The organism is Sphingobacterium paucimobilis HER1398, assembly GCF_000416985.1.
GTDB classification, from domain to species: Bacteria; Bacteroidota; Bacteroidia; order Sphingobacteriales; family Sphingobacteriaceae; genus Sphingobacterium; species Sphingobacterium paucimobilis.
This window is the reverse complement of record NZ_ATDL01000004.1, coordinates 1-21,208: the sequence shown is the minus strand read 5'-3', so window position 1 is coordinate 21,208 and position 21,208 is coordinate 1. Positions and strand designations below refer to the sequence as shown.

The 21,208-nt window shown below is 40.7% G+C and carries 17 protein-coding genes; 4 read left to right on the top strand and 13 right to left on the bottom strand.

All coding sequences use genetic code 11. The annotated features are described in order from the left end of the window. Positions 1 to 56: 56 nt before the first annotated feature. A complete protein-coding gene (locus M472_RS25600) occupies positions 57 to 392 on the top strand; it encodes a MerR family transcriptional regulator (RefSeq protein ID WP_021068675.1) in 336 nt (111 codons plus the stop codon). On the opposite strand, the gene fbp is transcribed toward M472_RS25600, so the two are convergent. The 3 genes from fbp to M472_RS25585 form a co-directional block, all read right to left on the bottom strand. Beyond that, positions 387 to 1,394: a class 1 fructose-bisphosphatase gene (gene fbp, locus M472_RS25595; protein WP_021068674.1), complete on the bottom strand. Its 1,008-nt coding sequence runs from the start codon at positions 1,392 to 1,394 to the stop codon at positions 387 to 389. The two genes, M472_RS25600 and fbp, sit on opposite strands and share 6 nt — an antisense overlap. A gap of 36 nt (positions 1,395 to 1,430) precedes the next feature. Continuing rightward, complete coding sequence (locus M472_RS25590; protein ID WP_021068673.1) at positions 1,431 to 1,925, bottom strand: metallophosphoesterase family protein; 495 nt, start codon at positions 1,923 to 1,925, stop codon at positions 1,431 to 1,433. Positions 1,926 to 1,991: 66 nt separating this feature from the next. After that, complete coding sequence (locus M472_RS25585; RefSeq protein ID WP_021068672.1) at positions 1,992 to 2,699, bottom strand: tRNA1(Val) (adenine(37)-N6)-methyltransferase; 708 nt, start codon at positions 2,697 to 2,699, stop codon at positions 1,992 to 1,994. A gap of 83 nt (positions 2,700 to 2,782) precedes the next feature. Between M472_RS25585 and M472_RS25580 the strand changes: the two genes are divergently transcribed. Further along, the gene (locus M472_RS25580) at positions 2,783 to 3,907 is read left to right on the top strand and encodes a hypothetical protein (protein WP_144062630.1); all 1,125 of its coding nucleotides are present in this window, start codon (positions 2,783 to 2,785) and stop codon (positions 3,905 to 3,907) included. On the opposite strand, the gene mutS is transcribed toward M472_RS25580, so the two are convergent. Further along, entirely contained in the window at positions 3,904 to 6,510 is a 2,607-nt protein-coding gene (mutS, locus tag M472_RS25575) for a DNA mismatch repair protein MutS (protein ID WP_031301303.1), read from the bottom strand. The genes M472_RS25580 and mutS overlap by 4 nt on opposite strands. An 87-nt stretch (positions 6,511 to 6,597) precedes the next feature. Further along, on the bottom strand, positions 6,598 to 7,590 hold the full coding sequence (locus M472_RS25570; protein WP_235049478.1) for an isoaspartyl peptidase/L-asparaginase family protein: 993 nt from the start codon (positions 7,588 to 7,590) through the stop codon (positions 6,598 to 6,600). A 168-nt stretch (positions 7,591 to 7,758) separates the two neighbouring features. On the opposite strand from M472_RS25570, the gene mtgA reads away from it, so the two are divergent. Then, positions 7,759 to 8,487, top strand: a complete 729-nt coding sequence (gene mtgA, locus M472_RS25565; RefSeq protein ID WP_021068668.1) for a monofunctional biosynthetic peptidoglycan transglycosylase — start codon at positions 7,759 to 7,761, stop codon at positions 8,485 to 8,487. A gap of 23 nt (positions 8,488 to 8,510) precedes the next feature. Here the strand turns inward: mtgA and M472_RS25560 are convergent, their stop codons facing one another. Further along, the gene (locus tag M472_RS25560; protein WP_021068667.1) at positions 8,511 to 9,611 is read right to left on the bottom strand and encodes a lactonase family protein; all 1,101 of its coding nucleotides are present in this window, start codon (positions 9,609 to 9,611) and stop codon (positions 8,511 to 8,513) included. 317 nt (positions 9,612 to 9,928) lie between these two features. Here M472_RS25560 and M472_RS25550 point away from each other — a divergent pair, with 317 nt between their 5' ends. After that, positions 9,929 to 11,299, top strand: coding sequence for a peptidylprolyl isomerase (locus tag M472_RS25550; RefSeq protein WP_021068665.1), 1,371 nt, complete (start codon positions 9,929 to 9,931; stop codon positions 11,297 to 11,299). A gap of 54 nt (positions 11,300 to 11,353) precedes the next feature. On the opposite strand, the gene M472_RS25545 is transcribed toward M472_RS25550, so the two are convergent. The 7 genes from M472_RS25545 to M472_RS25515 all read right to left on the bottom strand — a co-directional run bounded on the left by M472_RS25545 (position 11,354) and on the right by M472_RS25515 (position 21,119). Beyond that, on the bottom strand, positions 11,354 to 12,223 hold the full coding sequence (locus tag M472_RS25545; protein ID WP_022829244.1) for a DUF4440 domain-containing protein: 870 nt from the start codon (positions 12,221 to 12,223) through the stop codon (positions 11,354 to 11,356). A 43-nt stretch (positions 12,224 to 12,266) separates the two neighbouring features. Then, on the bottom strand, positions 12,267 to 13,739 hold the full coding sequence (cysS, locus tag M472_RS25540; RefSeq protein WP_021068663.1) for a cysteine--tRNA ligase: 1,473 nt from the start codon (positions 13,737 to 13,739) through the stop codon (positions 12,267 to 12,269). A 26-nt stretch (positions 13,740 to 13,765) separates the two neighbouring features. After that, the gene (gene der, locus M472_RS25535; RefSeq protein ID WP_021068662.1) at positions 13,766 to 15,070 is read right to left on the bottom strand and encodes a ribosome biogenesis GTPase Der; all 1,305 of its coding nucleotides are present in this window, start codon (positions 15,068 to 15,070) and stop codon (positions 13,766 to 13,768) included. Between the two features lie 248 nt (positions 15,071 to 15,318). Further along, complete coding sequence (locus tag M472_RS25530) at positions 15,319 to 17,055, bottom strand: RagB/SusD family nutrient uptake outer membrane protein (protein WP_031301300.1); 1,737 nt, start codon at positions 17,053 to 17,055, stop codon at positions 15,319 to 15,321. A 17-nt stretch (positions 17,056 to 17,072) separates the two neighbouring features. Further along, entirely contained in the window at positions 17,073 to 20,150 is a 3,078-nt protein-coding gene (locus tag M472_RS25525) for a SusC/RagA family TonB-linked outer membrane protein (protein WP_021068660.1), read from the bottom strand. 431 nt (positions 20,151 to 20,581) lie between these two features. Continuing rightward, complete coding sequence (locus tag M472_RS25520) at positions 20,582 to 20,761, bottom strand: GIY-YIG nuclease family protein (protein WP_021068659.1); 180 nt, start codon at positions 20,759 to 20,761, stop codon at positions 20,582 to 20,584. Between the two features lie 115 nt (positions 20,762 to 20,876). Further along, positions 20,877 to 21,119 (bottom strand): GIY-YIG nuclease family protein, encoded by a 243-nt coding sequence (locus M472_RS25515; protein WP_021068658.1) that lies wholly within the window; start codon positions 21,117 to 21,119, stop codon positions 20,877 to 20,879. Positions 21,120 to 21,208 lie beyond the last annotated feature (89 nt).

Sequence of the window (21,208 nt, the reverse complement as noted above, 5' to 3'; positions counted from 1 at the left end):
TCGTGAATGCCAAGCATTTTGTCTAAGTTTGTTATGGTACAAACAGATTATTAAGTATGCCTTACAAAGAACGCGAAATTAACAAATTGTATTATACAATGGGCGAGGTCACCAAAATGTTTGATGTGAATGCTTCGCAGATCCGTTTTTATGAACGCGAATTTGATATCCTACAACCCAAGAAGAATAAAAAAGGCAATAGATTATTTACACAAAATGATATAGCCAATCTCAAAATCATCTTCAATCTGGTTAAAGACAAAGGATATACGTTACAGGGGGCTCGCGACTATCTGCGCACGAACAAGACGGAAGCAAAAGAGAACCAACGTGTCATTGATTCTCTTGAGCGCTTGAAATCTTTCTTAGTAGAGGTTAGAGATAGTCTATGATTTATCTAAAAACTCTAATACTTTATTAACCATATCTGTACTCCCCAATATGGCTGGTACACGCTGATGCAATTCTTCAGGTTCTATTTCCAATATTCTTTCGGTCCCTGTTGTTGCCTTTCCACCTGCTTGCTCGATAATGAAGGCAATCGGATTACATTCATACATCAGTCGCAATTTCCCTTTAGGCTGTAAAGCTGTCTGTGGATAAATAAAGACGCCACCTAACAATAGATTTCTATGGATATCTGCCACCATAGAGCCTATGTATCTTGAGGTGTAGGGACGATTTGTTGCAGCATCCTCTTCCTGGCAATATTTGATATAATTTTTTACTCCTTGTGGGAACTTCAGGTAATTTCCTTCATTCACCGAATAGATATGTCCTTGTTGCGGGATTTTCATATTCGGATGGGACAGACAAAATTCACCTATGGATGGATCTAAGGTAAATCCATTGACGCCCTTTCCTGTCGTATAGACCAGCATCGTCGAAGACCCGTAGATAATGTATCCAGCTGCAACTTGGCGCACACCTGTCTGTAGCAAATCTTCTTGAGTCAAGGCTTCACCGACCTGACTGATTCTACGATAGATCGAAAAAATAGTTCCTACGGAAACATTGACTTCAATATTGGAACTTCCATCCAATGGATCTATACATACGATATACTTGGCATTTTTAGAAATCCCCGCATCGGTCAGCTCTACTCCTTCTTCCTGTTCTTCAGAAGCTACAAAACAACACTCACCACCATCTTTTAGTGCTGCTATAAACTGCTCATCAGCATAAACGTCAAGTTTTTTTTGATTCTCACCAAACACATTGGTATCACCAACCGTACCCAAGATGTCCACCAATCCTGCTTTGTTGACCTCACGGTTGACAATCTTGGCTGCGATTCCGATATCGCGCAACAAACGGGACAACTCTCCTTTTGCATAAGGAAAATCCGTTTGCTTTTCAATAATAAACTGACCTAAAGTTTTTAAGGATTTCATAATTTAATTTTATAAAAAACAAAAATATGAAAATATTTACCGATTAAACAACTCTATTATTTCCAAATTTTTAATTTCACCTAATTCTAGATCAAAACGCATCAGGGTTCTCACCTTATGCCAGCCTTGTTTTCCTGCCGCACCGGGGTTTAAATGCAGTAAAGCTAGCTTTGGGTCATACTGTACCTTCAGAATATGGGAATGCCCACAAATAAATAATTTAGGAGGATTCTTAATAAGGTCGGTCTTTATTGCCGGAGCATATCGCCCAGGATATCCTCCGATATGAGTCATCCAGACATCTACGCCTTCGCAGTCGAAACGTAAATGCTCGGGACACTCTGTTCGAATATCCTTCCCATCTATATTTCCATACACCCCTCTAAATGGCTTAAAGTCTTTCAATTTTTCTACCACATCGATACTTCCGAAATCTCCAGCATGCCAGACCTCATCGCAATTTTCAAAGTGCTTAAAAACAGCGTCATCTAAGTAACTATGGGTATCAGACAACAGTCCTATCTTTTTCATCTCTAATTAATTCGTTTATGTATTCCTTATTTATGATAGCTCAGCAGCCAATAGCTATTCGTACACTTAAAAAGCTAGAAAGAACGGCTTGAGAAGAGTTTGGTATTCCTCAGAATAAATCCCCTTCTGTTCATAGATAACGAAATCATTCCTTTCTGTTGGTACATTCCTATCTTTACTAAAAAACATAATCTTACGGATCGGCTCACTATAAGCAAATGAACGGACTACTACCTCTTTAACCAACAGTAATCCTTCTTTGTCCGTGTACTGCAAGATATCCTCACTTAAATCAATTGGCAAAATCAGCTGCAACTTACCTCCAGCAGAAAGCCTCCGGTCAGCAAACGTTATCAGTCGCTTGAAAAAAGCTAAATCCGTATGTCTAGCAACACGTTTACGTGGGTCGGGATTATGTAGGGCATTGACGTAGAACGGTGGATTACTAACAATTAGATCATATGCTGCTTCTGTTGGTACCGTTTCAAAATCTCCGTCATGAGCACACATACGCGCAGAAAATCCTGATGCTTGAAAATTTTCCAGGGTCCTCCTATAGGCTGTCTCATCAATATCTACAGCATCAACGACAGCATTAGGAAAACGCTGAGCCAGCATTAAAGAGATTACGCCAGTCCCGGATCCTACGTCCAAAATACGGGAAGGCTCGCAGCTTTCTACCATGGCTCCCAACAGCACGCCATCCGTATTGATTTTCATGGCACACCCCTCTTGATTGACATCAAACTCTTTAAATTTAAATACCGATCCCATGAAGGACAAAGTTAGCTTTTTGCAATTGATGAAACTAAAAAATAATTCGTACTTTCGGATATACTTTTGTATTATCAAACCCTATGCGCTACCTCTGTTTACCCTTATTTCTATTCTTCTGTTTGATACAGTTTTCATTTGCTCAAAATGGCTGTGAGCCGGTGATGACCGCTGTACTTCAGAAGTTGCCAAACGTTTTAACTAAAAACGATTTTGGACAATTGAAAACCATCATCAATACACTAAAAGGCACCTGCGAGAAGAACGAACTGGGGCGTCGCCTCGAAATCATTTCCCAATTATTGCAGAAACAGAATACCAGCCTCTCTATCAAAGCGTATCTGGAGGGGCATTATGATGATATGCTCATACAACGTTTTGATGCTGCTGCGGCTAGAAATGCGAACGGCATGTACAGACAAGCTCCCAAGAAGTACCAATACTTTCCGTTGAACCATCCTGTAGACTCGCTCCTAAAACTGAAGGCAGCAGCTCTACTACAATCTCAAAGCTATGCGCTGAATACAGAAGAAACAACCATCTCTTATCTCTTTGCAGACCATATTGATGAATTTCTCAGGGAACGAAACAGAAAGCCCGTAAAAACAGCTTCGAGTACAGCAAACCGCTACCCCGTTAAAAAAAGTATAATGAATGGTCCTACGATAGGATTAAGCGCAGGTATCTTCAGCCCTTTTGACAGCAATCCCATCTTTGATCAATCTGGTATATTCGGGATATCCTATATGGGATCATTAAATAACTCTATCGTTTCTGAGCTTGTCTATAAATTTAGAGTACACAACAACTCACGCCCTTTTGATATGCGTTATAAACAAGAGATACGTGAAGTAAACCCTAACAGCAGTCACTTTATCGGTCTTGGGTTGGGCTACAAAGCCTATGACAATGGAACATTAGTCGTGTTATTGCCCAAGATAAACACCGGATTAGGTTTTATATGGACAGGGTTATCAGACTCTTACTATTACACTGACGAATGGGGTATCGAACGCAAAAGCACGTCCTTACGAAATGTAAAAACCTGGCAGAACAGCATTGGGATCACCAGCATGATACGTCTTCAAGGAAAAACATTCATTGGCGTAGAACTCAACTATCATCTTATTCCTTACAATTGGGACGATAAGCTAGTGCCGCATGTCCCTAGTGACTACGGCAGTGCTGAGTTTTTTATTCGCTTTTAGTGCTTAAGCAGACGTTGTATTTCGTCCAATTTCATGAGTGCTTCTACAGGGGTCAGCGTATTGACGTCTAGATTATTAAGCATATCCCGGATCTTCTCTAAGACAGGATCGTCTATGGCAAACATCTGTAACTGGTAGGCTTGTTTCTGAATCTTACGCATACTGTCTTTTATCTTCTCCCCACCGGTACGCTCTTGCTCCAGCCTTTTCAATATCTCGGAAGCGCGACCGATCAGCTTTGGAGGCATACCGGCCAATTTGGCAACGTGTATACCAAAGCTGTGTTCAGATCCTCCAGGAACGAGTTTGCGTAGGAATATGACCTTATTATTAACCTCTTTGACGGACACATTGAAATTCTTAATCCGCGGCATGGAAGTGCTCAACTCGTTCAACTCGTGATAATGGGTTGCAAACAAGGTCTTCGCCCTAGCTGCAGGATGCTGATGTAAGAACTCCGCTATAGCCCAAGCAATCGAAATTCCATCATAGGTACTTGTTCCACGTCCAATTTCATCCAATAAGATTAAGCTTCTGTCCGAGAGATTATTCATGATACTTGCGGTCTCATTCATCTCAACCATAAACGTAGATTCTCCCGACGATAAGTTATCGGAAGCACCTACACGCGTAAATATCTTATCCACTAGGCCAATGTGCGCTTCCTTAGCAGGGATGAAACAACCGATTTGCGCCATCAAGACGATGAGGCCCGTCTGACGCAATAAAGCTGATTTACCCGCCATATTGGGTCCTGTTATAATAATGATTTGCTGTGTATCAGGATCCAAGAATGTGTCATTCGTAATATAGTCCTCACCTACGGCAAGATTTTTCTCAATAACGGGGTGACGCCCTCCTTTAATATCGAGGATTTTTGAGTCGCTGATCTCAGGCTTGATATAATAGTTTTTTTCAGCAATTACCGCAAAGTTGAGCAATACATCTAATTTTGCAATGAGCTGTGCATTCAGCTGTACCGGTTTTATGTATTCACTAATAGCCACCAGCAATTCAGCATAGATCCGATTTTCGATGGCCTGGATCTTCTCCTCAGCTCCGAGTATCTGCTCTTCGTATTCTTTAAGCTCCTCCGTGATATACCTTTCGGCATTAACCAACGTTTGTTTGCGTATCCAGCCTGCTGGCACCTTATCCTTATGGGTATTGGTCACCTCCAAATAATAGCCAAACACGTTGTTGAATGCTATTTTCAGGGATGGGATACCTGTAATTTCGGACTCTCTTCGTTGGATCTCTAAGAGATAATCCTTACCTCCAAAAGCAACCTTACGCAATTTATCAAGATCTTCATCGATCCCATCTGCTATCACATTTCCTTTGTTCAAGGCTACGGGCGGTTCTGCCTGGATTGTCTTTTCGATTTTCTCGCGAATCAGCACACAAGGGTTCAGTTGCTCAGATAACATGGCCAAAGACTCCGATGCCTTAACATTGGTTAGTGTTTTCAATTTCTCGACCGCATACAACGCTCGTTTTAATTGAGATATTTCCCTTGGATTAGCTTTCTGAAGGCCGATTTTACTAATCAATCGCTCTAAGTCCCCCACCTGCTTGATCTCCCGTATCAACTCATCCCGTAACTCTCGATGTTGATGGAAATAATCGACAACATGGAGACGCTCCTGTATAGACTTAATATCCTTCAGGGGCATTACAATCCACCGCTTCAACAGACGTGCGCCCATCGGGGAGGAAGTTTCATCCAAAACATCAGACAGTGTTATGGCATTTTCGTTGGCAGAGCCAATAAGTTCTAGATTGCGTATGGTAAAACGGTCCAACCACATATAACGGTCTTCTTCTATCCGTGCAATGTGGGAAATATGCTGTAAATTCCGGTGTTCTGTCTCGTTAAGGTAATGTAACGCTACACCTGCGGCAATAATTGCCGTAGGCATACGATCAATACCAAAACCTTTTAAAGACTTTACTTCGAAATGCTTCAACAAATTCTCTTCTGCATAGTCTCCTGTGTAGGGCCACTCATCCAGTGAATACGTATAATATTGACTCCCAAAATTGGTGGTAAACTCCTTCATCTGCTTGCGGGGCATAATGACTTCAGTTGGTTTGAAACCTTGCAGCAACTTATCAATATATCCTGCACCTCCCTGAGCAACGAGAAACTCTCCTGTGGAAATATCCAGGAACGAAATACCAATGGAGTTTTTTTCAAAAAAAACAGAGGCCAAGTAGTTGTTGGATTTTTGTTGTACAATATTATCATTGTACGAAACGCCAGGAGTGACCAATTCTGTAACGCCCCGCTTGACAATCGTCTTCGTCTGCTTGGGATCTTCCAATTGGTCACATATTGCGACGCGTTGCCCCGCACGCACCAATTTTGGAAGATAAGTTTCCAACGAATGATGAGGGAATCCTGCAAGCGCAGTTTCGGATTCGGAACCGTTCCCACGTTTGGTCAAGACAATGCCAAGGATTCCCGCAGCCTTAATCGCATCTTCACCAAAAGTCTCATAAAAATCACCAACACGAAATAATAATAATGCACCAGGGTACTTTGCCTTGATCGTATTGTACTGCTGCATTAAGGGAGTTTCTTTCTTTACTTTTGCCAATGGAAATCTGTTTTTTGTTGAGGTGTAAAAATAAGAGAATTGTGGGGATTTGGCAAGCCGAATATCCCCCAATCAAAGCATTCTGGCCTATTCCTTGTAAATCTCTATTTTAACGTCTCCCGACTCCGTGATATATCCACGATACATCCCTGCGGTATTAAATGGCAAGGCGACATTTCCCTCCTTGTCCAAGACAATCATACCCCCGTCTCCGCCCATTTCTCCAATTTTTCGAATAACTTCTTTCGACGCTTCCAACACGGAAAACGACTTATATTTCATCAGTGCAGCAACATCATACGCAGCAACATTTCGTATGAAATATTCGCCCCATCCAGTACAAGAGATTCCCACCTGCTGATTAGCATAGGTCCCTGCACCAATAACAGGGGAGTCTCCCACCCGACCAAACTTCTTATTGGTCATTCCGCCTGTGGACGTGCCTGCGGATAGATCTCCATTACTGTCCAAGGCCACACATCCTACCGTTCCAAACTTTTCGTCCTTCCACTCCGGCTTTACAACTGATTGCTTATCACTATGATCTAATTCAACAGCTTTACTGTTTTCTTTTCGTATGCGCTGTAGGGCGTCCCAACGCTCTTGCGTATAGAAGTAAGATGGATCCACTAAAGTAATTCCCTGTTCTTTGGCAAATTTTTCGGCCCCATCTCCCATCATCATGACATGAGCCGAGCGCTCCATAACTGCTATAGCTGCAGTTATCGGGTTCTTGATTGTGGTAACGCCTGCAACAGCTCCTGCTGTGCCATCCTTACCTTTCATAATAGAAGCATCAAGCTCATTTTTCCCTTCATGGGTAAAAACAGCCCCCTTCCCAGCATTGAACAATGGAGAATCTTCCATAACATGGATCGCTGCTTCAACAGCCGCTTCACTTTTCCCACCAGATTTTAGAATATCATAGCCAGCCCTCAATGACGCTCGAAGCGCATCCGTATAGGCCTGCTCTTTTTGGGAAGTCATTTTTGACTTCAAGATAGTCCCTGCACCTCCATGGATCACAAGGATTACCTTATCTTTAGGCACTGCTTGTTGCCCTATACCAACTGAACTCATAAACATTAAAAACAAAAACAGAATATTTTTTACAGTCATAATACGGATAATAATCCTGTAAATTAGTAATTTTTACAGAATGTATCTGTCTACTGCTTAAAAAAGCATTGGTAAGTACATAATTTGTCTCTTTTTTTCATAGGTTTGCATCCAATTTGTGATGAGGTCATGGCAATAAAGCGTGGTAATTATAGAAAGAAAAAAACAGTTCCACTTCCCTGGAAAAAACAACTAAAAAAGTGGTCAATACGGCTCGTAGGAGGATTCTTTGCGCTGACCATTTTATGGACACTGTGTTTAAAGTTTATCAATCCGCCAATCACTTATCTCATGATAAAGAGAGGGTTCCAATGGCAGTCTGAAGGAAAAGGGTTTAAAATAGAAAAAGACTGGCTACCATACGATGAATTGTCTAATAATCTAAAGAGAGCAGCCTTGGCCGGTGAAGACGCTCATTTCATGACGCACAATGGTTTTGATACTGATGCCATCAAGCAGGCATTAGAGAAGAACAAATCAGGCAAACCGCTTCGCGGGGGTAGTACCATCAGCCAACAAGTGGCAAAAAATGTATTTCTTTGGCCGGGACGTTCTTGGCTGCGAAAAGGCTTAGAGACCTATTTCACCTTTCTGATTGAAATCCTCTGGAGTAAAAAGAGGATCTTAGAAGTCTACCTTAATGTTATTGAAATGGGACAAGGGGTATATGGAGCAGAAGCTGCTGCGCATTACTATTTCAACAAATCCGCCAAAAGCCTGACTAAAAAAGAGGCTGCATTGATTATAGCTATATTACCCAATCCAAGACAGTGGGATGCCCGCCGTCCGTCCAACTATATCAATTCAAGAGCCAATAACATTGTCCGCTACCTCGGTCATTATGATATTCCGGAGTAAGTTTCGTTATCGCTATACGTTCATTAAAAAATAAGACAAACCGGTTTACTGACATCGACCCAAGCAGATTTTTCTGCCTCTAGAGCTCCAGTGTGCTTGTTTCTTTTAAAGACCGTAATTTGATTCGAAATTTGATTTGTTATAAACACTCGGCTATCGTCTTCCGAAATATTCAGATTCCTAGGGGAGTTCCCTCCTGTAGATAGTATACTTTTCAGATGAAGGGTTTTATCCTTCTTCACTTGATAAGAAGCAACCACATTAGCATCCCCACGATTGGTTGCATAGATAAACTTACCATCTTTCGATATTTTTATATCTGCGCCCCCATGTTCGCCCACGAATCCTTCAGCATAAATCGGCAGTATCTGCGTATTAACCCAACGACTATCCTTTTCGTGAAATACAGCGACCTCACCTGTCAATTCGAGCACAGCATATACACACCTTGCATCGTCCGATACGACAACATGCCTTGGCCCTGTCCCTTTTGGAGTCGGTATACTATCGATTCTATGCAAACTATACCCATCACCTTTTTGCTCGACTCCATATATGTAGATAAGATCAGCTCCCAAATCGGAAACAAACAACTTCGAGCCATCGGCAGAGAAAAAAGCAGAATGCACGTGAGATCCGGACTGTCGGTCTTTATTGACACTGCTTCCTTTAAACTGTATAAAATCCTCCTCTCGGTCCAAGCTACCGTCTTCTTTCAGGGATACCAGCAACAGAGAACCTCCAGTATAATTAGACACGACTGCGACAGGTTGAGTAGGACTGATTGCCACATGGCAAGGATGAGCTCCTTTGGTTGGCAGGGCCCCGATTATCGTATTGTTTTCTAAATCAATAGCGGTCAACCTTCCCTCATTATTTTCGTTAACAGCATACAACACCTGTCCTTTGCGAGCTAGAAAAGAAGGGTTATCCATGGGTATAGTGTTGGAGAAAACAGACTTTCCAGTATGGACCTCGAAATCATAAAGCTGTACACCTTTGCTACCTGTTGGAGAGGTATATGTACCGACATAAAATTTGGTCGTCTGAGCGATTAAATCAGAAAACAAAACTGAAATCAATATTCCTAAAAAAAATGCGCCTACTCTCTTTAAATCAAACATATTATACCTGCGTTAAATTTCGTTAAAAACCTTATTACCCTTTATCAAAAAGCTATATTCGTAGGAAAATCTAGAATAAAAAAAAGCATATAAAGATTTAGATCAGACAATCTACCATAACCTTTGCTGTACATAGCACTACGATAGGGAAAGATAATCTTATTCTGATGAAAAATACGACTTTTACAAATTATTCTGATATTTTTGTATACAAATATTGAACAATATATTATTATGAAACTATCACGATTTAGACCGTCACATTCGGTGAGCAGATCGGATTGCTTCATTACAAATTAAAAACAAATTAGAAAAAGATGAAAAAATTCTTAGGAGTATTTCTTATTCTGTCGATATACTTTTCACCAGCTATTGGACAAGAGAAGCTAATAGACCGTGTCATATCGACCGTTGGGACAAGTTATATCCTACAATCGGATTTGGAATTGGAATACACCCAGTTTTTAGCCCAAGGAAACACGCCTAATGATAAGATAAAGTGCTATATTCTACAGCAATTATTAACACAAAAGCTGTTAGCTCAACAAGCGGTAATTGACTCTGTCGAAGTATCCGAGAGTGAAATAGATGATCAGCTAAATTTTCGTATCCGCTCCATGATTCAAAAAGCAGGAGGCAAGGAAAGATTGGAAGAGTTTTTAAATCGCTCCATTTTACAGCATAAAGAAGAGATGCGTCCTGCCGTTGCCGAACAGTTGAAGGGTAATAAAATGCAGGGACAATTGGTTTCTAAAGTTGACGTAACCCCTCAAGAGGTTAAGAAATATTTCCAAAGTTTGAATGCAGACAGTCTTCCTTATTTCAATACAGAGATAGAATATGCACAATTGGTAATCGATCCCGTATTGACAAAAGAGGAAAAAGAACAATTCCGTACCAAGGCTGAAGGCTACCGTCAACAAGTATTAAATGGTTCGGATTTCGGAACCATTGCTCGTCTATACTCAGAAGATGGTTCTGCCCCTTACGGTGGAGAGCTGGGATTCAGCACAAGAGATGCATGGGTAAAAGAATTCGCAGCACAAGCTTTTAAATTGAAAGCAGGTGAGATATCACCTGTATTTGAAACTCAGTTTGGCTTTCACTTCTTACAAGTTCTTGAAAGAAGAGGGGAGGAAGTAAATGTGCGTCACATCCTGATCAAAAGCAAACCTACACCTGCTGCACTATCTCGTGCAAAATCAAAAATAGACAGTATTCACAATGTCATCGTTAACACCAAACGAATGAACTTCAATACGGCAGCTTCCCTATATTCGGATGATAAAGAAACGAAATACAATGGTGGTGTAGTTACGAATATGGAAGATCGTTCGACGTTGATCCCAGTAGATCAATTGGATGATGTCGCCGTATTTAATGCCATAGATCCTCTAAAAGAAGGTGAAGTATCTCCTTCGGTGCTATACACTGATAAAAGAACGGGCGAATCATCTTACCGTATCTATTATTTGAAATCCAGAATAGCTCCGCATAAAGCAAACTTGGATCAAGATTTTGCAAAAATCAAAGAAGCGGCACGGCAAGATAAAGTAAACCGCACATTGAGTGAATGGTTTGAATCCCGAAGAGAGACAACTTACATCGACATAAATCCAGACTTTTTATCCTGCGATGAATTAAAAGTATGGGTCAACAATGATGATAAAATCGTGAAAGGCAAGTAATAAAAAAGGCGAAAAGTTAAACTTTTCGCCTTTTTTTTATTCTTGAAATGAAACCTATCGCTCAAATAGCATTTCTAAAACCACACGCCATTGATAATCGTCTTTCAGCTGCCATATTCTTATATAGTTAAACTTCACTTCTTTCTCCTTTGAAGCAACTGTAGCTGTTCCCAAAGAATAAGCAAACTCACCACTATACGCCCTTCCGACATCAGTAGGCTCGGTCTCAATTGTAATCCGTTGTTTTTTCAGAAATGACAGTACATTTTTCTTGCCCGATATTTCCTCTTGCCATGGGTAGTAGAAGCGGACGTCATCCGCCAAAAACTCGGAGTAGGCCGTTTCATTATTCGCTTTCAAGACTGTGGAAAACAATTGATCCGTAGACATCACCACATCCTCCCGTTGCTGTAATCTAACTTTGGAGCGATGCTTCAGATACCAAGAGTCATCGGGCTCATGGTACCATATCTCTTTAGGCTGATTTTTACCAAAATTTTCCACCTCTGCTCGTAATTCGACTTTCCAATCTCCTTTCTTACCCCGCTTCCATACAGTCAAATACTGCCCATTTCTCTTTACCGCTCCTACCTTCTGAAACTCCATCTTACCAGACGTCACTCCCCAATCCAAACTTTTGGATACTAAAGCAAAATTAGGATCCCAGTTCAAGACATCAGGAATATTGGGTCTATTATTCAAATAATTGAAAGCATTAACCGCAGAAGGCACATAAAAAACCGATTGCTTATCAATAATTGAGGAAAAAGCCGCATGCGGCGATTGCGTTTTAGAAATCGCTGCAGCATTTCTATCTGCTGTAATGAGGCCACCAACTTTATCTGGTAATTGTGCAAACAATACCTGAGCGGGAAATGTAAAACAAACAAGAGATATGCTGGTAAGAATACTGTTATACTTCATAAATATATGACCTGTTTTTAGCTGTCATTTTGAACCTACCATATCAAATCTTATTCCAAAGTGTCCCGTCTTTACTGTCTTTCAGCTGTATGCCAATAGAAGATAGCTCTTGTCTGATCCGGTCAGAAGTTGCAAAATCCTTATTCTGCTTTGCTTCATTTCTGATCCCTATAATCAAATCCATTAATCCGTCTATATGGAGACTATCACCAGCCATCTGATCATCTTTCAACCCCATGATCTCGACCACAAAGTCATGCATCAATTGCTTGATCTGCGCTAGTGTCGCCACATTAACCTGCTGCTTACCGTCATAAATGGAATTGATAAGACGAACCATTTCAAAAAGCTCAGCAATCAAGATTGGGCTGTTAAAATCATCATCCATGGCCGCATAACACCTGTTACGTACATCCTCTAAATCCACATCGATCTTGGTCTTAGCGGCAGGCGTGATTTTATCCAACAAAGATATAGCCGTCATCAAGCGCTTATAGCCTTTTTCAGCAGCATCCAATGCTTCGTTCGAAAAGTCTAATGTACTTCTGTAGTGTGCTTGTAACATGAAAAAGCGAACCGCCATAGGAGAATATCCTCTCTCAAGCAGCGGGTGATCACCTGTAAACAATTCACCTGGCAAGAAGCCGTTCCCCGCAGATTTTGACATCCGTGCGCCATTTACAGTCAGCATATTAGTATGCATCCAATATTTAGCAGGTTGTACGTGATTACACGCTTCGGACTGCGCTATTTCATTGGTATGATGTGTAGCTGCCAAGTCCATTCCACCCCCATGTATATCAAACTGATCGCCAAGATACTTGCGACTCATCGCCGAACATTCGATATGCCATCCCGGAAAACCAACACTCCAAGGTGCAGGCCATCTCATGATATGTTCTGGCTTGGCCTTAATCCACAACGCAAAATCTAACCGTCCTCTCTTTTCATCCTGCCCACCTAATTCGCGGGTATTATTCAACATATCCTCGAGATTACGATTGGTCAGAATAGTATAATTATGTTCTTTTACATATTTATCCACATCAAAATACACCGTCCCATTGACCTCATAGGCATACCCGTTCTCGATAATTTGCTGTACCATCTCGATCTGCTCTGAAATATGTCCTGTAGCAGTCGGTTCTATGCTTGGCGGCAATGTATTGAACATCTGCAACACGTCGTGAAAGCCAAGGGTATACTTTTGCACAATCTCCATTGGCTCCAACTGCAGGAGTTTCGCTTTTTTCGCAAACTTATCATCTCCCTCATCGTTATCCCCTTCGAGGTGTCCAGCATCCGTAATATTCCTTACATATCGAACTTTATACCCCAAATGCAATAGGTAGCGAAAAATCAGATCGAAGGATACAAAGGTTCTACAATTGCCCAAATGTACATCGCTGTATACGGTAGGACCGCATACATACATACCAACTAGATTAGGATGAATTGGTTCAAACTTTTCCTTTTTTCGCGTAAGGGTATTGTATACGAATAGATTATGTTGCATATCGAACAGATAATATATTGATTAAACTATTTTTGTCTAAAAAACACTTGAATAGGCACACCGTTAAAATCAAAATGCTCACGCAGTTTATTTTCTACAAATCGCCTATAAGGTTCCTTGATATATTGTGGGAGATTACAGAAAAATGCGAACATTGGACTACGTCCTGGCAACTGTGTTGCATATTTGATTTTGATATACTTGCCTTTTATGGATGGCGGAGGATAATTTTCAATAATCTCCAACATAACCTCGTTCAGCTTGGAAGTTGGGATCTTTTTGGTTTTATTCTGAAAGATCTCCATAGCCTTTTCAACGACTCTAAAGATCCGTTGTTTTTCGGTAACTGACGTAAAGATAATAGGCACATCCGTAAAAGGAGCTATTTTCTCCTTAATCCGAGCCTCAAACTCTTTCATCGTTTTATTGTCCTTTTCAATAGTGTCCCATTTATTGACAACGATTAGAACTCCTTTCTTATTTTTCTCAGCTAAATGGAAGATATTGATATCCTGTCCTTCTATACCATCATTAGCGTCCAACATCAACACCACTACGTCTGAGTCTTCTAAAGCTTTTATCGTACGCATCACCGAATAGAATTCAATATCCTCGCTCACTTTGCTTTTTCGTCTCAATCCCGCAGTATCTATCATTAAGAACTCATGTCCAAATTGATTGTAATGAATCCGTATAGAATCGCGTGTAGTTCCTGCTACATCCGTTACAATATTACGATCTACTCCTAATAAAGCATTAGTCATCGAGGATTTTCCGACATTCGGACGACCGACAATCGCAACTTTTGGCAAAGGAGTTTCGTCCTCTTCTTCCTCATCTGGAAAATTAGAAACCACCGCATCTAAGAGCTCACCAGTACCAGAGCCTGTAGCCGAAGACACATTATAGATTTCGCCTAGACCAAATGCATAGAATTCTGCAGAATCATGATGTAGCTTTGCATGGTCGACTTTATTGGCGACAACATATACAGGTTTAGATGTGCGGCGCAATAAATCTGCAATTTCATCATCCAAATCCGTAATTCCGGTAGTCACATCTACCATGAATATAATAACCGAGGCTTCTTCGATAGCGATATGAACCTGATCCCGGATAGCCTCTTCGAATACGTCATCTGACCCATGTACAAAACCGCCGGTATCAATCACCGTAAATTTCTTGCCGATCCAATCTGCGACTTCATAATGACGATCACGCGTCACACCACTAAAGTCATCTACAATCGCTTTTCTACTTTCAGTCAAGCGGTTAAACAGGGTCGATTTCCCAACGTTGGGACGACCTACAATTGCAACAATGTTTGCCATATCTTTAAACTTTTATCTCGCGCGTTACCCTCACGGCAACTAATCTTTTATTACTCAATAAATAGAACGGACAAAGTTACGCAAAAACAGTGGTATTATCTTTTGCAGCGATCAACTTCCTGGATAATATTTTCATCCCACCAAAAGATCAGCCCATATTCATTTTTTACAAATAGGGCAACGAATCAAAAAGAAAGCCCCACATAAAATATGTGAGGCTTCTAAAAAAAGCAAGTACTTGCCCAACCCTATTTATTGCCCGTAGGATTTTGCGTTAATGTACCTGGATATGAATTAATAGCATCTTGAGGTATATAGTAGACCACTCTATAATCTGTAGCTTCAATTTCTTCAGTTTGATTGTGAGGCCCCGGATATCTTCTTGCTAAAGACTCTCCATTTCTGAACACATCATAACTACGTTCAGCCTGATAAGCCAACTCTAACTGACGCTCCTTGTCTATTCGTTCGCTTGCATTACTTGCATCTAATGAAGCATAACCTCCATTTACAATGGAACGATTACGGATAAGGTTCAAATCCGACAAAGCTGCACCATAATTATTTAGTTTCGCATACGCTTCAGCACGATTCAAATAAACCTCACCAAGACGACTAATAACTGGTGAATGCAAATGTGAATCTTCACCTTCTCTCGAAGCTTTTATGATATAGAACTGTGGATAGGCGTAATTCAAATTAATGAAATAATCCAGTACGCCGTTATACGTCTTTCCATCTTTATATCTGATGCTGTACACACCTTGTTCGGCGTTAACAGGAGTAAGCGTATAAACTTCTTTATTATTTTTAGTAGAAATTGTAGCACCATTACGTACCACAGTGTCCTGCACATAATCCCATGTCTGATTACTATTTTCCTTTATAAAACGGAAAACCTCTAGATATTTACCCGAATTCGAATTTTTGTAATAAGTAGGCTCTATAAATGCCGCTCTTGCATCAACCATTTTATAGCTATCTGGTCTCCAGTCATTGCGTCCAGTCTCATCTAACAATGCTAAATACTTAGCGCTCGCATACATCTCGCCCCAGCCCTGGCCACCGATAGTAGCATACATTCCACCAACACCATATGAATGATCATCACCGGAAAATTCTGAAGCTACACGTTTAACAGCAAAGATTGTTTCTGGATTTGCTTCTGGGGTATAGGTATTATATTTCATAAATTGATCTCTCCCCAAAAGCACATATGATCCTGATGAAATCACTTTATCGGCATAATCAACAGCTAACTGAGCATATACTGTATTAGGAGACTGATAAGTTCCACTCATATACAAATATACGCGAGACAACATCGCTTGGGCCGCCCCTTTAGAAGCGAAAATAGGCTCTCTCTTCTTACCATTTCGTTCCTTAGCAATCATTGTTTCTGCCTTTGTCAGATCACTTATAACCTGTTCATAGACCTCTTTTACAGTAGAACGATCAGGCAAGTGTAAACCATCGATAACGTCATCAGGTGTACCATTCACAATAGGGACACCAAGGTTTGTTTCCGGATTTTGCGAATAAGGCCTACCGTAAGCACGAACTAAGTAGAAATACAGCATTCCCCGAATATAATAACACTCACCGAGCTTACTATCCAATTCTTCGCTCTGCCCCTCTTTTATCATCTTCAATATATTCGATGTCTGAGCAATCGCAATGTAACTATCATCCCAAAATTGCGACAACCGTCCATTCTCTGGAGTTCTCGAGAAGGAAATAAATTCAAAGAAATCATCAGTAGAAGCGCCCCGAATCATCATATTATCTCCTGCATATTCACCAGTACGATGCATAGGGTCTGACCATGCCTTCAACTGTGCATATGCTCCATTCAATAATCCATCTATAGCTCCCTCTGGATTCTCTGTTATACTCCCAGACTCTAGAGAACCGTAGGGCATTCTATCAATATCACAAGCAGCAAGAGAAGCCGATGCGATTAGTATCATTATTATTTTTTTCATAAAACTATCTCTCCTTCTTAAAATGAAACATTAACACCGAACATAAACTTACGTACGGATGGATATACATCAGTTCCCGTTGTACTTAATATCTTGCCGTTGTCTTCCTTAACAGGCAGTTCAGGATCTACGCCCGAATACTTCGTCCAAGTGAACAAATTTTCTCCAGCAAAAAACACACGTAGATTTTTGACTTTATACTGCTCAAGATTAAAGTTATACCCAACCGTCAGAGACCGTAAACGTAGAAAATCACTATCTTCTAAGTAACGAGAAGAAACCTTATTTCCATTCTGAATATTTCCATAGCGAGCTACAGGGTGCGTAGCTTCATCTCCAGGCTTCTCCCAACGACTCCAGCCGTCTTGCAACTTCATTTGGTTGCGATCCGTATACGTTCCATCCGCATCATACTCTTGACGTGAATAATTGTAAATCTTTCCGCCAACAGAGTAACCAAATACCGCCGCTAAATCGAACTGTTTATAGCTCAAAAATGTATTGATACCGCCAAATATATCTGCAGAAGCTTTTCCTAACTTCTCTGTAGTTGCTTTATCATATTCGGAAGTTGTCGTTCTTCCAACCTCCTGGCCATTTGCATCACGATCCACAATATACCACATCGGCGCACCATTATCCGGATTAACCCCAGCCCATTCTTTCAAGTAATAGGTATCCACAGGACGGCCAATATCTAATACTCGTTTAGCCGAACCAGCAATATTGGTATCATCATCTATAATAATATTTTTGAAGGCATAAGATCCATCAGCCTGTCTTGTTTGATACATCCCAGTCAACTTATTTCGGTTATGTCCTAGATTAACATCCACAGACCAAAGCCAATCCTTCTTACGAATAATATCTCCGCCAACAGTAATTTCGAAGCCGCGATTATTCATCTCACCAATATTCTTCCATACATCCCTCACACCTGTAACTGTAGGAACACGCACCTTATAGAGGATATTATCTGTATTTTTATCATACCAATCAAGATTCACCCTCAAACGGCTATCCAATAAAGTCGCATCTATCCCAAGGCCCGTTGTAGCTGTCTGCTCCCAAGTCAATCCCCTGTTACCAATTTGGGTAATTAGCATACCCGGCATAGCATCGTAGCTATATCTTCCTCCTACCCCATATAAACTATACTGTGGATAAAGTGATTCAGGCCTATTTCCTACTGTTCCATATGCGGCACGAAGTTTTAGGTTATTAACCCAAGGGGCATTAAACCAATTCTCCCGATGAATATTCCACCCTCCACTGATAGAGTAGAAGTTGCCGGACTTTTTACCAAAATTGGACGCCTCATCCCTACGAAAGGACACTTGTGCTAAGTACCTATCATCGTAAGAATAATTCGCATTAGATAAATAAGACTGTGTCGCCCATTCATTTATACTACCTAGAGTACGTTCAGGAGTCGATACCGCATCCAAGACTTCAAAACCTGGAATAAATCCTTTACCAAAAACATCTAACACTTTTGCCCAATAATCATTGAATTCATACGCTACAATACCGTTAACCGCGTGCTTACCCCATCTTTTATTGGCTCTCAAAATTTGCGTTGTATACCGTCTCGCATATTCTGTTCTATAATCTTCGTTACGTCCATTGACATTTAGCCCACTATTAGAACGGGGGTCGATGTAAGTACTCTTACTGGATGTATTATATCTGTAGTTATTTATAGATGAATAGGTCAACCAATCTGTTATCTTAATATCGAAATCCAGATTACCCATTAACTCATAATTCGTTTTCGAACCATGATTCCATTGCAAATCGTACAGATAATTAGTACTGTTACTATTAACCCAGCCACTATAACGGTGTGGTACGAGTTCACCGTTCTCATCATACGGACTATCCCAAGGTAAATTCGAGTACATCGCACCTGTCGAATACTGACGATCATCTACTCCTCTACGTGCACCCACAACAGAAGGCTTAATAGTCAACCAATCAAACGGCTTATAAACTGTATTCATCCGTACATTGTAACGGTCATAACCATAGCCTTTTACAGCACCAACTTCGTCATAATACCCTAACGAAAATAAAGATTGCAGTTTTTCTGTACCTGATTGCAATGACACATTATGATTCTGAACAAAGCCTGTTTTCGTTGCTAGCTTCCACCAATCAAAATCACGTTCTCTTAAATCCTCATTCCAAAGGTTGAACTTAATTTTATCAGCATTCTGAAACGATTTATAATAATCATAAAGCTCCTCACCATTCATCATCTCCAGGTTACCATTATGGAGCTGATTAAAGCCCATTTTCGTTGAGAAACTCAATCCTCCTTTTTGAGCAGAAGGTGTTTTGGTAGTAACTACGACAACTCCATTCGCGCCCTGCGAACCGTAGATGGATGTAGAAGCAGCATCTTTCAAAATAGTCATACTCGCAATATCATCAGGATTAATATCACCAGGACTAGATCCCACAATTACTCCATCGATAACCCATAATGGACTTGAAGTACCACTCAAAGTAGCTTGTCCACGAATAACTACTGCCCCCCTAGAACCAGGCTTTCCTCCTCCGGGAGAAACATAAACACCAGCAGCTTTGCCATTTAACATATTCTCGACAGCAGGAGTAGTTACATCTCTCAGCTTACTACCACTCACTGTTTGTAATGCCCCAGTCAAACTCTCTTTTTTCTGTTGGGTACCATATCCTACTACCACAATCTCTTCCAACGTTTCACTAGATTCAACCAACACAATCGCCAATACTTCCCCAGTTATTTTCTTTTCTAGAGGTTCATATCCCACAGCAGTAACAACCAATGTCTGTCCTACAGTAGCAGAAATCGAAAAATTACCATCTTTATCAGAAGATGTTGCTACGCTAGGGTTTTCCTTCACTGTAATTGTAGCACCGCTTAAAATGCCTGAACTAGAAGTTACCTTTCCGGAAATGTTTTTTTGCCCTTCTATAGTACTACCATCGATTCCATTGACAACAAAGTTGGCGTGGGCCAAATTAGGTGCCACCAGTGCTAACACTACTGCAGAAGTAATCGAATAGAATCCATTGACAAAAAAAGGTTTTGAAAATCTTTTTATCATAAATATTAATTTAAGGTATTCGGCAAACTAGTCCTTATCACAATCTAGTTTTATGACCCCAAATTACCCTAATGTTACAGTTTTAAAAACTTTGTGTTAACATCAAACGTTTGCGCAAATTGAACAATCGTTTGCATAAACAACAATTATGTAACATAACAATATTTAGTGCTAAATCATTTTAACAAAACATAAAAGAAATTAAAAGTTGCACACTTAACATCGGACAACACTCGTATCTAGAGAGAACAACAGCTTGCTTTCAAGAGGTTATAAAACTAAAAAAGCCCAATCTTACGATTAAGCTTTCTACTGAGTAGCGGGGACCAGACTCGAACTGATGTCCGCCGACTGGCGGATAAGAGCCCTTCAAACCAGCAGACCGCGGATAAAAACACGTCCCTGAGCACTCTTTAACTCCCGCTCCCTCCTCAGCGCTTCTTCTTTACTGGTATATCCTCCTGATAGAGCAAATCCCAGGGCCTGTGCCGAACCGTCCAGCCTTTTGTCGACAGCTCATTGTGACTCAATAAACGATTAGCTAAATTACCGGTATAACCGATATAGATCTTGTCATAAACAAGTGAATGCAATACGTAAACAGTATACATGATTTCTTTAAATTGGTTATAGAACTAAAAAAGCCTAATCTTACGATTAAGCTTTCTACTGAGTAGCGGGGACCAGACTCGAACTGATGTCCGCCAACTGGCGGATAAGAGCCCTTCAAACCAGCAGACCGCGGATAAAAACACGTCCCTGAGCACTCTTTAACTCCCGCTCCCTCCTCAGCGCTTCTTCTTTACTGGTATATTCCTCCTGATAGAGCAAATCCCAGGGCCTGTACCGAACCGTCCAGCCTTTTGTCGACAGCTCATTGTGACTCAATAAACGATTAGCTAAATTACCGGTATAACCGATATAGATCTTGTCATAAACAAGTGAATGCAATACGTAAACAGTATACATGATTTCTTTAAATTGGTAATAAAACTAAAAAAGCCTAATCTTACGATTAAGCTTTCTACTGAGTAGCGGGGACCAGACTCGAACTGATG